This is a genomic window from Sphingomonas sp. 1F27F7B (assembly GCF_005503355.1).
Taxonomy (GTDB): domain Bacteria; phylum Pseudomonadota; class Alphaproteobacteria; order Sphingomonadales; family Sphingomonadaceae; genus Sphingomonas.
The window spans coordinates 58,866-72,751 of the sequence record NZ_SCMK01000007.1 but is presented as its reverse complement, the minus strand read 5'-3'; the positions used below and the strand labels follow the sequence as shown (position 1 = coordinate 72,751).

Genomic DNA, 13,886 nt, shown 5'->3' with positions numbered 1-13,886 from the left:
GGAAACTGGAAGCGAAGGGCGCGGCTTACGCCACTGCCTCGAGCAGTCCTTCGAACAGGCGACGGCCATCGGTGCCGCCATGCGCGGCTTCGATGCGGCGCTCGGGGTGCGGCATCATGCCCAGCACGTTGCCGGCCTTGTTGAGCACGCCGGCGATGTTGCGGGCCGAGCCGTTGATGTCGGCGGCGTAGCGGAAGGCCACGCGGCCTTCGCCTTCGATCCGGTCGAGTGTCTCGGCATCGGCGAAATAATTGCCGTCATGATGCGCCACGGGAATCGTGATCGCTTCACCGGAGCGATAGGCCGAAGTGAAGATCGACTGCGAATTGTCCACCGTCAGCGGCACGTCGCGGCAAACGAAGTTGAGGCTCGCGTTGCGCATCAGCGCGCCGGGCAGCAGCCCGGTTTCAGTGAGCACCTGGAAGCCGTTGCAGATGCCGATCACCGGCATGCCCTTGTCGGCAGCCGCGACCACTGCCTGCACCACCGGCGAGCGCGCCGCGATCGCGCCGCAGCGCAGATAATCGCCATAGGAGAAGCCGCCGGGCAGGGCGATCAGGCCGAGGCCGGCGGGCAACTCGCTCTCGCCATGCCACACCATTTCGGGCTTCACGCCTGTCACCGCCTCCAGCGCGACTGCGATGTCGCGATCGCAGTTGGAGCCCGGAAAGACGATGACTGCGGTCTTCACAGCTTTTCCACCCGGTAGTTTTCGATGACGGTGTTGGCGAACAGCTTGCGGCACATCTCGTCCACGGCCTCGTCACTGGTCGAGTCCGCGAGCTCGAGCTCGAAGATCTTGCCGGCGCGGACGTCCTCGACGCCCTCGAAGCCGAGGCCGGCCAAAGCGTGCTGGATGGCCTTGCCCTGGGGATCGAGCACGCCGTTCTTCAAGGTGACGATGATGCGGAGCTTCATGCGCAGGGCCTATGGCCTCCCGCGCGCCGTGCTGCAAGGCCGGAGTTCGGGCAATGGCCGATCGATCGCGGCAATGCTATCCTCGGTAATGCCGACGGGACGACGTATCGCCCTATTGCTGGCCGCGATGCTGGCCATGGCTGCCTATTGGGCGACGCTGGGCCTCCACGTCCTAGCGCTACGCTACTGCCACGGCTCTCGCGAGCGCTGCGCGCGGGGCCTGGCCGAGCGCATGGCCGCCGCCGACGAGGCACTGGCGATCGGCTCCGCCCTGTTCGTGCTTCTCGTTGCGAGCGCGGCAATCCTCACGCTATGGCGTGCGCGGCGCCGCAGGCGGTAGCCGGGGCTTACTTGCCCCGGCGCTTCCGGTGACTCTCGAGGTCGAGCACGGCCGAATCCGCATCGCCTTCAGGGAGCAGGCCCAGCCGGCGCGCAACTTCCTGATAGGCTTCGACTTCGCCGCCCAGGTCGCGGCGGAAGCGATCCTTGTCGAGCTTCTCGCCGGTGGCGATGTCCCACAGACGGCAGCCGTCCGGGCTGATCTCGTCGGCCAGGATGATGCGGCTATAGTCGTTGTCCCAGATCCGTCCGAACTCGAGCTTGAAGTCGACCAGGCGGATGCCGATTCCGGCGAACAGGCCCGAGAGGAAGTCGTTCACGCGAATGGCCATGTCGGCCATGTCGTGCAGCTCTTCCTGGCTCGCCCAGCCGAAGCACAGGATGTGCTCGTCGGTGACCATCGGGTCGCCGAGCGCGTCGTCCTTGTAATAATATTCGATGATCGTGCGGGGCAGCGGCGTGCCTTCCTCGATCCCGAGCTTTTTCGAGAGCGAGCCGGCGACGACGTTGCGCACCACCACTTCGATCGGCACAATCTCGACCTGGCGGATCAGCTGCTCGCGCATGTTGAGGCGGCGGATGAAGTGCGTCGGGATGCCGATGCCGGCGAGCAGCGTGAAGACATGCTCGGAAATCCGGTTGTTGAGCACGCCCTTGCCGTTGATCGTGCCCTTTTTCTGGGCGTTGAAGGCCGTCGCGTCATCCTTGAAATACTGGATCAGCGTGCCGGGCTCCGGACCCTCGTAGAGGATCTTAGCCTTGCCTTCGTAGATCTGCCGGCGGCGTGCCATCGGGTGCTCGTTCCCCTGGAAAGTCATTGCCCCGGCGGCGCGGGGAATCCGCTGGCCTGCCGGGGCGAGAGGTGGCCTATACCCAAAGGGGGAGGGGGGTGCAATCATGCATCCTCGCCCATGGGTGCCAATCCGGCATTTCGCCACTTGCGGATGGCGGGGCGGGCGAGCCAGCCGAGAAGTGCCGCGATCACCAGCCACGGGGCGAGGAAGATGATCAGCAGGAGCAGCGTCCGCGCGGCGGCGGCGATCATCGCGCCGGATTGCGCCACCGCGTCGCCCAGCTGCGCGAAGAGGCCCTGGCGGGTCGGCGCCGCCACGGGGGCGGTGACTGGCGTATAGGCAATGGTGAAATCGGAATAAGTGACGCGGCCCTGGAGCTGGCCCATCCAGCCCTTGGCCCGGTCGAGCTCCTCCTGCGCCTGCGCGACGCTGCGCTCCGCTTCGACGAGCTCGCTCACCCGTCCCTGGCGCCCGCGCAGCATCTCGGTGAGGCGGGCGACCAGTATCTCGCGCTGGCGGATGCGCGCGCTGGTGTCGACCAGGTCCTTGGAGACGTCCTCGGCCAGGATTTGCGTATCGACCGCGCGCCCGCCGGCCTGGCCGACCAGTCGGGTGAAGTCCGCCGACACCGCCTGCGCCAGATTGCTCGCCACGCGCAGCTTCAAGGCCGCTGTGGATACGCCGTCATCGTCGCTCGCGCGCTGCATCGAGACGAGCTGGCAGCGCGGGCCCAGCCTGTTGCACAGATCGAGATGCGCCTGCTGCGTCCGTGCGATCCTGCCCGCGGGCAAGCGATAGCCGAGCGTGTAGCTATAGGCGAGCTGCGGCACGTTGACCGCGATCGCGGCGGTGGCCGGAATGCCTTCGCCTACGCCTTCTGCCTGCACGGCGGGAAGCGGCGGCGCAATGACCGCCGGAGCGGGCGGCGCTTCCATCGCATAGGTTGCCAGCACTTCCGCCTGCTTGTGGGCGGTTTCGGGTCCCCAATGGAGCAGCAGCGCTGCGCATGCCCCTGCGGCGATCATCGCGGCGAGGCTGCCGCTCCCCAGCAATACCCAGCGATTCGGCTTCGGCATTGGTTCCTCCCGATATTATATATGATATAACATTACACACTCGGGGCAAAAAGCAAGCGGGAAGGCATATGCCGCTCCCGCTTGCTTGCAAGATCAGTGCGTATGCTCTTCCACGTCGTCGCGTGAGAACCAGCGCTGGATGAGATTGCGATTGTCGCCGCGGCCGCGATTCTCCTGGCCGTCATGGCCATTGTCATAGCCGTCGTCGTGGCGCGGCTCGACATCGGGGCCCACGGCGCGGCCATGGATGATCCAGCGCAGGACCAGCACCACCGCCAGCATCAACAGGCACCACGGCCCGACGCTGGCAAGCAACTGGACGAGCTGGGCGACCGAATTCTCGAGCGTCTGGCCGGCGGTGCGGAAATTCGCCTCGGAGGATCCCAGCCCGCTCAGGGCGCTGCTCGATTCATAAGTGAACAGCATCGGCGTGTTGGCCAGTGTCTGCCCCTGGCTCGCTTCCACCTCGGCGATCATCGCCAGCGCGTTCTGCAGGCGGGCGGCCCGGGCCTGCGCGTCCGGCGTGGCGCCGGCGCGTGCGTTCTGAAGCTGGTCCTGCAACCGCTTCACCACGGCGATGCTGCGCGCCGAGGCGGTGGCATCGGCTCCGCTGACCTCGGTATCGGTGAGCACGCCATAGGCAGTCGCCACATTCGCGGTGACGGCATCGCCGAACCGGCGCGCGATCGACGGGTCGATGCGGATGGTGAGTACTGCGCGGGTGTGATTGCCGGTATCGACGCGATATCGCATCGCCAGGATGCGGCACCGCGCCGGCCCCATCCGGTCGCAGGCATCGGCGTTGGACTGGAGCACGCCCTTCACCTTGGCGCCGGGCAGGCGATAGGCGTAGCGATAGTCGAAGCCGGTGCCGGTCGAAGCGAAGGCCTCGGCATTGGCGGTCGAAGAGAATTCGGACCGATCCTTGCCGTCCGCGGCCTGACGATTGGGATCGTCGCATCCCGCGAGCAGCGCAAGCGCCGCCAATGCCCAAACGACTCGCATGGGTTCCTCCCTGTTCCTTGACCAAGGAGTAACCATATTTTGTGACGGGCCCAACACGAATGGATCGCGCGGCGCATCCCTTTTCGGGATCCTGGGCGGCACTATCAGCAATGCTTATGGTTGGCGGGCGGCGTTGCAGGCCGCCCGCCGCTTCGCGGTTCCGAGGGATCAGGGAACGGCGGAGATCCGGACCACGCTGCCACGCCGCGCCAGCGCCAGCCGCCGCGCTTCGGCGATCTGCTGCCGGGCATTTGCCTGGCAGCGCAGCGCTTCGGGCGCCTGAGTCATCTGGCCGGGGCGATCGGCCGGGCAGACCTGTTCGAGAGCCCGGTTGAGGCGCCGGTCGAGCGTCAGGCGATCGGCCGCGCGCGTCAGGTCGAGATCGGCATAGGAGATGCGAATGCTCGCATCGGTCCGCTGCGCCTGGGCGATCACCGGCACGGCGGCCGGCGACAGGATCAGCAGGAGCGGAATCAGGGTCTTCATCATGGCTTGGTTCCTTGGAATGTCGCGCCATGTCCGGCACCCGGTCCATTTGCGCCTTCGGGCGCCGCCGGGCCAACAAATCATTGGCCAATTACCATAAGCTATGCTTGTATATTGCGATGCGCCGCCTTCCTCCGCTCGCCGCCGTCCGCGTGTTCGAAGCCGCTTCCCGGCACGGCAATTTCACGCGCGCGGCGGAGGAACTGGGGATGACCCAGGCGGCGGTCAGCTATCAGATGAAGCTGCTCGAGGAGCGGCTGGGCGCGCCGTTGTTCGCGCGCAGTGGGCGCGGCATTGCGCTCACCGATCTGGGGCGTCGGATCGCGCCGCAGGTGACGGGCGCGTTCGATGCGATGGGCGAGGCCTTTGCCGCAGTCCATTCCGAAACCGAGAGCGTGATCAGCATCACCGCGCCGCGCACCCTGGCCACTAACTGGCTGGCGAGCCGGCTGGGCTCGTTCCAGCTCGCCCGGCCCGATCTCGCGGTGCGCCTGCACGTCGGCGACGAGATGATCGACCTGCTCGCGGGAGAAGCCGATGTGGGCCTGCGCGGCGCGCCGGGGCCGCAGGCGGGCCATGTCTGCCATTTCCTGATGCGGATGCCGATCACGCCGCTTGCCAATCCCGCCTTCCTCGCCGAGCATCCTCCCGTCCGCACGCCGAAGGATCTGATCGAGCTGCCGCGGCTCACCTATCGCGACGATTGGTGGGACTTGTGGTTCGCGGCGGCGCTGGGCGAGGCGCCGGACACCAGCCAGGCGGCGGGCATCCGCTTCGATTCGCAGATTCTCGACGGCAGCGCGGCGATCGCCGGGCACGGCGTCGCGATCCTTAGTCCGCCGATGTGGCAGGTCGCGATCGACGCGGGGCAGCTCGTTCAGCCGCTTCCCCAGGTCGCGCATTACCGAAACGCCTTCTGGCTCATGTATGCCGAGGGCAAGCGCAACCAGCCCAAGATCCGCGCCTTTCGCGACTGGCTGCTGGAGGAGGTCCGCGCTTCGCTCCGCGACGACCCCTGGGGCGCGCTGGTGCCGCCCGAGCGCTGAAATCGGGGGACGGACCGCGCCCGTCCCCCGCATGCCCTCAGAAGCGCACGCCGATGCCGGTCAGCAGCTGGTGGCGGTCGTTCTTGATGTTTCCGACATCTCCATATCGCGTGTAGCGATATTCCGCCTTGGCATAGACGTTCGACGTGAGCTTCTGCTCGAGGCCGGTGCCGAGCCGCAGGCCGTTGGATTTCTTGTCACCATACTCCTTGCCCGCGCTGGAGCGTGCGCCGTAGCTCTGGTCCGCCCAGCCGACCTTGCCGTAGAGCAGCGTGCTCGGGCTGAACGCATAGCCGATGCGTCCGGAGACATCGAGGTCGCGCCCGGCACTCATCGCGTAGGTGTTCGTGTCGCGGGGCGGGAAGGGGCCGATCTTGGTGTTGCCGGTGACCATCCAGCCGATACCGGCCTCGACGCCGATCGTGACGCGCTTTCCGACGGCGACGTCATAGCCGACCGCGCCGCCGGCGCGCATGCCGGTCAGCTCGTTGCCGAAGAAGGCGTCGTCGCCGCTTTGATCCAAGCCGATCGTGGCCTCGACGCGCGGGCCGGCAAAGGCCTGGGCCGGTGCCTGTCCGGTTTCCTGGGCAAAGGCAGTCTGTGCGCCGGCGAGGCAAGTCACGGCGGCGACAATCAGGATTGAGTTACGCATGTCTCGACTTTCGTTCGAATTCCCCTGTACTTCGGAGACGGAGCGGCATCGAATAACCCGCACGGGGTTTCGAAAAAATATCGCATATCTGTTACGAGTATGTGAGATGATCTTGAGGTATTGGGATTTGTGTCTGAATATTGGCAAATATTCGGCGAATATCGGATGGACCGTGGCAGATTTTGGTGCGCAGTCTGGGTAATTGCCGCGATTTTACTAGGAGCGGAAGCGGTGGGAAGCGTTTCGGGCGCCGAGGCAGATCGGGGAGCCCATGTGACGCCTCTGGAAATGTTGCGCATGTTCTGCTTTGGTTCCGGCATGATCCCTCCTTGCGAAAATCGTCATGGTTGAATCTCGCCCCGGTGAATTCACGCGATCGGACCGCCCGGCTTGGCGCTTCGGCTTTGCTGCTGCTATCCGGGTGCGGCAATGAGCCTTGATACCGACATCCAAGACCCCGGCACGCCTTCCGACGTCCCTTTCGACAGCGCGCTTTCCGAACGCTACCTCGTCTATGCGCTCTCCACGATCACTGCGCGCTCGCTGCCCGATGTCCGTGATGGGCTGAAGCCGGTGCATCGCCGCCTGCTCTGGGCGATGCGGCTGCTGCGGCTCGATCCGGCGAGCGGCTACAAGAAATGCGCCCGCGTCGTCGGCGACGTTATCGGCAAATATCACCCGCATGGCGACCAGTCGGTCTATGACGCGATGGTCCGCCTCGCCCAGACCTTCGCACTCAGATACCCGCTGGTCGACGGCCAGGGTAATTTCGGCAATATCGACGGCGATAACGCGGCGGCCTATCGCTACACCGAGGCGCGGCTGACCCAGGTTGCCATCGACCTGATGGATGGGCTCGACGAGAATGCCGTCGATTTCCGTCCGACCTACAATGGCGAGGATGAAGAGCCCGAGCTCTTTCCCGGCCTGTTCCCGAACCTGCTCGCCAATGGCGCCGCCGGCATCGCGGTCGGCATGGCGACGAGCATCCCGCCGCACAACGCCGCGGAACTGATGAACGCCGCAGTGGCGCTGATCGACAATCCGCAGGCGAACGTCCTGGATTATGTCCAGGGGCCGGACCTGCCGACGGGGGGCATCATCGTCGACAGCCCCGCCGCCATCGCAGAGGCGTACAATACCGGGCGCGGCGGTTTCCGGGTGCGGGCGAAGATCGAGAAGGTGACCGAGAAGGGCGGGGGCTGGCACCTCGTCGTCTCCGAGATCCCCTATGGCGTGCAGAAGGGCAAGCTGATCGAGGGGATCGCCGAACTCATCAACGAGAAGAAGCTGCCGATCCTCGGCGATGTCCGCGACGAGAGCGCCGACGACATCCGCATCGTGCTGGAGCCGCGCAGCCGCACGGTGGTGGCCGAGGACCTGATGAACAGCCTCTACCGCCTCTCCGACCTGGAGACGCGCGTGCCGCTCAACCTCAACGTGCTCGACAAGCACCGCACGCCGCGGGTGATGAGCCTTAGCGAGGCGCTGCTCGGCTGGATCGAGCATCAGTTCGTGGTGCTGCGCCGCAAGTCGGAGCATCGGCTGAACAAGATCGCCGACCGGCTCGAACTGGTCGGCGGCTACATCATCGCCTTCCTCAATCTCGACCGGGTGATCGAGATCATCCGTACCGAGGACGAGCCGAAGCCGGTGATGATTGCCGAGTTCCAGCTGACGGACCGCCAGGCCGAGGCGATCCTCAACATGCGGCTGCGGTCCTTGCGCAAGCTCGAGGAAATGGAGCTCAAGCGCGAGCAGGAGGCGCTGGAGAAGGAACGGGCCGAACTGGAGCTGCTGCTCTCGTCCGATGCGCGCCAGCGCACCCGGATGAAGCGCGACCTGGCCAAGATGATCGAGCGCTATGGGCCGGAGACGGTGCTGGGCAAGCGTCGGACCCTGGTCGAGGAAGCGGCGCCGGCGCGCGAGATTCCGCTGGAGGCGATGATCGAGCGCGAGCCGATCACCGTGATCCTTTCGGCGCGTGGCTGGATCCGCGCGATGAAGGGGCATGTCGAGGACCTGTCGGGCGAGGCGCTCAAGTTCAAGGAAGGCGACGCCGCCTATCTCGCCTTTCATGCCCAGACGACCGACAAGCTGCTGCTCGCTGCCGACAATGGCCGCTTCTATACGCTGGCGGCGGACAAGCTGCCGGGCGGGCGCGGCTTTGGCGAGCCGGTGCGGCTGATGATCGACCTCGAAGGCGAGCGGAACATCATCGCCCTGTTGCCGGCGAGTTCGGCGGCCCGGCTGCTGGTCGCGGCGGACGACGGGCGCGGCTTCCTGGTCAAGGCCGAAGACGTGATCGCCGAGACGCGCAAGGGCAAGCAAGTGGTGACGCCGCGGGCGGGGGCGCATCTCAAGCTCGTCCGCCCGATCGGCGCCGAGGACGATGCGGTGGCGGCGGTGGGCGACAATCGCAAGCTGCTCGTCTTCCCGCTCGCCGAAGTCGCCGAGCTGGCGCGCGGGCAGGGGGTGCAGCTGCAGCGCTACCGCGACGGGGGCCTTGCCGATGCGCGGACGTTCAGGATGGCGGAGGGCCTGAGCTGGGCGATGGGCGGCGAGAGCGGCCGGACGCGCACCGAAACCGACCTTTCGCCCTGGCGCGCGGCGCGCGGCGCGGCGGGGCGGATGGCGCCCAATGGTTTTCCGCGCGACAATCGTTTCTGATGTCGTTCTAATTGCTGTTGTTTCAGGCGGTTTTAACCAATCGGCGCTAGGCCGGAGGCGATGGTGTTCGCCAGGACGAAGAAAAGCCGTGTCGCGGCTCCGCTGCCCATGTTGCAGCCGACGGATCCGCTCGTCTTCGGCCCGGGCGCCTCGGCGATGATGCTCGACATGCTGCCGGTGCCCGCCGCGATCATCGAGCTGCAGGAGCATGGCTTCGTCTTCGACGCGGTGAACCGGCCCTTCCGCCTCGCCGGGCTCGGCACTGTCGCGGGCGAATCGCCGCTCATCCGCCTGCTCGGACCGCGCCTCCGCCGCTTCATCGAATCGAACGAGATTCAGTGCGAGATCAGCTGGCAGTTCGGCGACGAAGTCGATGCCCGCCATTTCCGGGTGATGCTCGCCAAGCGCGCCGACCGCCGGGCGTTTCCCCGCTGCATGGTCACCCTGGTCGACCACACGTCGGAACTGCGCACCGAATACAGCCTGCGCCGTGAAATGGCGACGGACAGCCTCACCGGCCTGCCCAATCGCGCCGGTTTCTCGGACGCGCTGGAGCATGCGATCACCTCGGAGAACGCGCGCGACTTCGCGGTGCTGGTGGTCAATCTCGACCGGTTCAGCCGCGTCAACGCCTGTATGGGCGGCCTGGCGGGCGACGAACTGCTGATCACCGTCGCGCGCCGGATGAAGGGCGCGCTGCGCAGTCGCGACACGCTGGCCCGGATGGGCGGCGACGAGTTCGGCGTGCTGCTCACGCTCGATGAAGGTCCCGGCGACGCGCTGCATGTCGCCAAGCGCATCCAGGCGGCTCTGGCCAATCCGTTCCGCCTATCCGACTTCGAGATCCGCGTCGACTGCTCCATCGGCATCGCGCTGGGCGCCGACAATGACGGCGATCCCGAGGACCTGGTGCGCAACGCCCAGTTCGCGGTGAAGCGGGCAAAGAAGAGCGGCCGCACCGAAATCTATCAGACCCACACCTTCGATATCGCCCGCGAGCAGTTCGGCATCGAGACCGAGCTGCGCCGGGCGATCGAGAACGGGCAGATGACGCTCTGCTACCAGCCGATCTGCGACCTCGCCACGGGCAAGATCACTTCGTTCGAGGCGCTGGCGCGCTGGACCACCGAAGACGGCGTGCGCCTTTCGCCCAACGACTTCATTCCGGTCGCCGAGGAATCGGGCCTCATCATCCCGCTCGGTCGCTGGGCCATGGAGGAAGCGGCGCAGACGATCGCGGCCTGGGACCGCGCCTCGGGCGGCGATTGCGGCATCAAGATCGCAGTCAACCTGTCGGCGATCCAGCTGCAGCGCGATCATGTCCCCGCCATGGTCCGGGGGGCGCTCGAGCGGCACGGGGTGGACGGCAGGCGCCTGACGCTCGAGCTCACCGAGAGCGCGATCGTCACCGATCCGGATCGCATCGCCCAGACGATGAACGCTCTCAAGGACATGGGCGCCACGCTGGCGATGGATGATTTCGGCACCGGCTATTCCAATCTCGCCTATCTGCAGAAGCTGCCGATCGACCTGCTCAAGATCGACCGCAGCTTCGTCTCCGGCATGCTGGCCGATCGCGACAAGATCGCGATCGTCCGCGCCATCCTCAGCCTCGCCCAGGCGCTCGGCATGCAGACCACCGCCGAAGGCATCGAGACCAACGAACTTGCTCAGACCCTGGCGGCGCTGGGCTGCACCTATGGCCAGGGTTTCCTCTATTCGCGTGCGCTCGAGCGTGACGAGGCCTGGGGGCTGCTCGGCGAACGCACAGCCTGAGCCACTGCTTCGTCGGCGAGCGCCGATACGCGGTCCTCGTCCGGAAAGCCTTCGGCGATCCAGGCCTCCTCGATCTGCTTCATCAGCCGCGCGACTTCGGGCCCGGCCTTGATCCCGCGCGCCACGATCGCGCCGCCGCCGAGCGGAAAGCGCGGCGGCTGCCAGTCACGGATCGCGAGCACGTCGGCGAGCGGGCATTCCGAGAGCAGCAGCCGGTCGAGCGCGGCTTCGGCGCCGGCGCGATAGGCGAGGGCGTGCGGCGCACCTTCCGGCGCCGTCACGGCGGCGGCGAGGCGCCTGCGCTGCGCGTTGGAGAGCTTGAGCCGTGCGGCGATCTGCTCGGCCGGCGCGGGATCGGCCGGGATCAGCGCGGCGAGGCGGCGGATCGCATCGGGCGTCACACCCGCCTCGGCTTCGCGGGCGGCGAGATGCGCGAAGCGCGCCGCCGACACGATCTCGGGCAGTACCGGCACGAAGATGCCGTGCGCGATCATCAGCGCGACCACCCGCACGGCATCGCGCGCGACCAGCAGCTTCAACAGCTCGTCGGCGATGCGCTCGCGGCTCAGCGCCATCAGGTCCCTGGACCGGGCCGTGCAGGCCTCCAGCCCCGCCGGATCCGCCACATCGCCGAACCGGGCGAGGAAGCGGAAGAAGCGCAAGATGCGCAGATGATCCTCGGCGATGCGCTGCAGCGGATCACCGATGAAGCGAACGTGGCGCGCCGCGAGATCGGCCAGGCCGCCGAAATAGTCGAATATCTCTCCGGTTGCCGGATCGGCATAAAGCGCGTTGATGGTGAAGTCGCGGCGCGCGGCGTCCTCGCGCCAATCGTCGGTGAAGGCGACGGTGGCGCGGCGGCCGTCGGTGGAGACGTCGCGGCGCAGCGTGGTGACTTCGACCGGCCCGCTCGCCAGCACCGCCGTGACCGTGCCGTGTCCGATGCCGGTGGGAATGGCGCGGATGCCGGCACCTTCGAGCAGTTCGATCACGCGACCGGGCGCGAGCGGCGTGGCGACGTCGAGATCCGAGACGGGGATGCCGAGCAGGGTGTCGCGCACCGATCCGCCGACGAAGCGGACCTCGGCGAGCGCCTCGATCAGATGCGCCAGCCCGTCGCGATGGCGCCATTCGACATCGGGAAGAGTCATACCGCCCATTGCAGCCGCCTCGACAGATTGACCAGCATCGCGGCCGTCGCGCCCCAGATCCGGCGATCCTGCCAGAGTATCTCGTAATAATGCCGTTCGCGCCCTTGATATTGGGCCACCTGCTCGCGCTGGTTGGCGGCATCGAGCAGGAAGGCGAGCGGCACTTCGAAGACGCTGGCGACCTCCGCCTCGGAAGGGGTGAGCCGCAGGTCGGGCGGGACCACGCCGATCACCGGCGTGACGACATAATTGGTGACGGTGCGATAGCTGTCCGCGATGCCGACCACTTCGACGGTCTCGGGCGGCAAGGCAATCTCTTCCTGCGCCTCGCGCAGCGCCGCGCCAACCGGGCCGTCGTCGCCCGGATCGATGCGGCCACCCGGAAAGGCGACCTGGCCGGCATGACGCCGCAGCGTCTCGGTGCGCTGGGTCAGGATCACGCCGGGCGCGGCACGATCGGTGACGGCGATCAGCACGGCGGCGGGATTGCCCTCCACCGCGGGGTCGAAATCATAATGGTCGCCCGGCAGCAGCAGTGGCGAATGATCGGCGGCGAGCGCGATCCGCAGGCGATCGGCCAGGCTCATGCACCGGGCTCCAGCGCGAAGAAGCCGCCATTGCTCCACACGCCCGGCGGCGCGCTGCCGTTGGCGAGCGCGATCTCGGCCAGCTCGTAATAGACGCTGCGCGCGACCAGCGCCTCGAGTCCCCCACGGACCTGGAGATAGGGCCGCGGCCCATCCTCGCGCTCCTCGAAGCGCAGCCCGTGGTCGGGGCCGGCGGTAACCAGATCGCCGGTGTTGAGGCGGAAGGCGAGCTTCATGCCCGCACCTTCGCCCTCGCGCTTCATCTCCACCGCGACAAAGGGTGCGTCCTCCACATCGATGTCGAGCTTCTCGACCGGCGTGACGAGGACGAAGCGCCCATCGGCCTCGCGGCGCAGGATCGTCGAGAACAGCCGCACCATCGGCAGGCGACCGATCGGCGAGCCCTGGTGGAACCAGGTGCCGTCGCGCGCGATGCGCATGTCGCTATGCCCGCAATGGGCGGGGTTCCAACTCTCGACCGGGGGCAGGCGGTCTTCCTGGGCGAGACGCGCGATCTCAGCAAGCGAGAGGCTGGCGAAGTCGGGCGGGGGCGGGGAGGGCATCGATTCGCTTCAGCCGATAGTGCGGCCGGGGCCGCGGAAGTTTGGGAAGTCCAGCCTGAGGGGAGCCGGTTCTCCGGTCCCGCGGAGGCCCGGCGCGCGGGCGACGAGGAGAAGGGGCGGCGAGCAGTCGGCCATGCGGAGACCCAAGCAGACAAAGTCCTGCATTGGAAGGGGGCGCATTCCCGCTTCAACCCGGCGCCGGGGCGACGGAGAAGCGGGAACGGCGATAGTCAGCGTTCAGGCCGCGCGTCGAAGACGGGCCCCGACCAGGCCCGGGCCCGTCGGCACGCCGGCGCCGCGCGCGAGCAGGCGGCGCGGCTCGAACGGGCCGGGCAAGCGCCAGCCACCAGTCCTTTCCGCGGAGAAATCGAAGAAACGGGCATAATATTCGGGATCGCCGATCAGCATCAGCGCATCGGCGCCGGGAACGGCGGCGGTTTCGGCGGCTTCGAGCGCCCGTTCCATCAGCATGCGGCCGATGCCGCCCTGCTGGCGATCGGGCTGGACCGCGACCGGGCCGACCATCACCATCGGCACGCTGCCGCCGCCATCGCATTCGAGCGCGACCGGCCAGCACTGGATCGAGCCGATCAGGCTGCCGTCATCCGCCACCGCGGCGAAGCTGAGCTCCGGAATCTCGGAAGTGCCGAGACGGACCCGGTACGCAGTGCGCGCGCGTCGGCCCGGACCAAAAGCACGGTCGAGCAGAGTCTCGACGGCCTGAGGATCGACGGTCTCGAGCGGCAGCAATGCGATCACTTCATACATTCCCTTCAAAACGCCCGAGATCGAACTCGGGGCCGCGCGAGATAGCGCCGATCCG

General features: G+C 67.2%; 15 protein-coding genes. 4 read left to right on the top strand and 11 right to left on the bottom strand.

Annotated features, from left to right (window positions below):
- Positions 1 to 25 precede the first annotated feature (25 nt).
- Both purQ and purS read right to left on the bottom strand, forming a co-directional pair.
- Entirely contained in the window at positions 26 to 691 is a 666-nt protein-coding gene (purQ, locus tag FFS08_RS08605; RefSeq protein WP_137863835.1) for a phosphoribosylformylglycinamidine synthase subunit PurQ, read from the bottom strand.
- Complete coding sequence (purS, locus tag FFS08_RS08600; protein WP_137863836.1) at positions 688 to 918, bottom strand: phosphoribosylformylglycinamidine synthase subunit PurS; 231 nt, start codon at positions 916 to 918, stop codon at positions 688 to 690. The genes purQ and purS overlap by 4 nt, the downstream gene beginning before the upstream one ends.
- Before the next feature lie 73 nt (positions 919 to 991).
- Here purS and FFS08_RS08595 point away from each other — a divergent pair, with 73 nt between their 5' ends.
- Entirely contained in the window at positions 992 to 1,258 is a 267-nt protein-coding gene (locus FFS08_RS08595; protein ID WP_171015329.1) for a hypothetical protein, read from the top strand.
- A gap of 7 nt (positions 1,259 to 1,265) precedes the next feature.
- Here FFS08_RS08595 and purC read toward each other — a convergent pair whose 3' ends face one another.
- The 4 genes from purC to FFS08_RS08575 form a co-directional block, all read right to left on the bottom strand.
- Entirely contained in the window at positions 1,266 to 2,048 is a 783-nt protein-coding gene (purC, locus tag FFS08_RS08590; RefSeq protein WP_137863838.1) for a phosphoribosylaminoimidazolesuccinocarboxamide synthase, read from the bottom strand.
- Between the two features lie 104 nt (positions 2,049 to 2,152).
- On the bottom strand, positions 2,153 to 3,127 hold the full coding sequence (locus FFS08_RS08585) for a DUF4349 domain-containing protein (RefSeq protein ID WP_137863839.1): 975 nt from the start codon (positions 3,125 to 3,127) through the stop codon (positions 2,153 to 2,155).
- A gap of 93 nt (positions 3,128 to 3,220) precedes the next feature.
- Entirely contained in the window at positions 3,221 to 4,132 is a 912-nt protein-coding gene (locus FFS08_RS08580) for a hypothetical protein (protein WP_137863840.1), read from the bottom strand.
- 168 nt (positions 4,133 to 4,300) lie between these two features.
- On the bottom strand, positions 4,301 to 4,621 hold the full coding sequence (locus FFS08_RS08575) for a UrcA family protein (protein ID WP_171012536.1): 321 nt from the start codon (positions 4,619 to 4,621) through the stop codon (positions 4,301 to 4,303).
- A gap of 116 nt (positions 4,622 to 4,737) precedes the next feature.
- Here FFS08_RS08575 and FFS08_RS08570 point away from each other — a divergent pair, with 116 nt between their 5' ends.
- Entirely contained in the window at positions 4,738 to 5,664 is a 927-nt protein-coding gene (locus tag FFS08_RS08570; RefSeq protein ID WP_249341188.1) for a LysR substrate-binding domain-containing protein, read from the top strand.
- A 37-nt stretch (positions 5,665 to 5,701) separates the two neighbouring features.
- Here the strand turns inward: FFS08_RS08570 and FFS08_RS08565 are convergent, their stop codons facing one another.
- Positions 5,702 to 6,316 (bottom strand): outer membrane protein, encoded by a 615-nt coding sequence (locus tag FFS08_RS08565; protein WP_137863842.1) that lies wholly within the window; start codon positions 6,314 to 6,316, stop codon positions 5,702 to 5,704.
- Between the two features lie 429 nt (positions 6,317 to 6,745).
- Here FFS08_RS08565 and parC point away from each other — a divergent pair, with 429 nt between their 5' ends.
- Both parC and FFS08_RS08555 read left to right on the top strand, forming a co-directional pair.
- Complete coding sequence (parC, locus tag FFS08_RS08560; protein ID WP_137863843.1) at positions 6,746 to 8,986, top strand: DNA topoisomerase IV subunit A; 2,241 nt, start codon at positions 6,746 to 6,748, stop codon at positions 8,984 to 8,986.
- Positions 8,987 to 9,094: 108 nt separating this feature from the next.
- The gene (locus tag FFS08_RS08555; RefSeq protein WP_249341189.1) at positions 9,095 to 10,762 is read left to right on the top strand and encodes a putative bifunctional diguanylate cyclase/phosphodiesterase; all 1,668 of its coding nucleotides are present in this window, start codon (positions 9,095 to 9,097) and stop codon (positions 10,760 to 10,762) included.
- On the opposite strand, the gene FFS08_RS08550 is transcribed toward FFS08_RS08555, so the two are convergent.
- The 4 genes from FFS08_RS08550 to FFS08_RS08535 form a co-directional block, all read right to left on the bottom strand.
- A complete protein-coding gene (locus FFS08_RS08550; protein WP_137863844.1) occupies positions 10,702 to 11,922 on the bottom strand; it encodes a CCA tRNA nucleotidyltransferase in 1,221 nt (406 codons plus the stop codon). The genes FFS08_RS08555 and FFS08_RS08550 overlap by 61 nt on opposite strands.
- A complete protein-coding gene (locus tag FFS08_RS08545) occupies positions 11,910 to 12,500 on the bottom strand; it encodes a CoA pyrophosphatase (protein ID WP_137863845.1) in 591 nt (196 codons plus the stop codon). Before FFS08_RS08545 ends, FFS08_RS08550 begins: the two co-directional genes overlap by 13 nt.
- Positions 12,497 to 13,063, bottom strand: coding sequence for a DUF1285 domain-containing protein (locus FFS08_RS08540; protein ID WP_137863846.1), 567 nt, complete (start codon positions 13,061 to 13,063; stop codon positions 12,497 to 12,499). The genes FFS08_RS08545 and FFS08_RS08540 overlap by 4 nt, the downstream gene beginning before the upstream one ends.
- 237 nt (positions 13,064 to 13,300) lie before the next feature.
- Complete coding sequence (locus FFS08_RS08535) at positions 13,301 to 13,822, bottom strand: GNAT family N-acetyltransferase (RefSeq protein ID WP_137863847.1); 522 nt, start codon at positions 13,820 to 13,822, stop codon at positions 13,301 to 13,303.
- Positions 13,823 to 13,886: the final 64 nt, after the last annotated feature.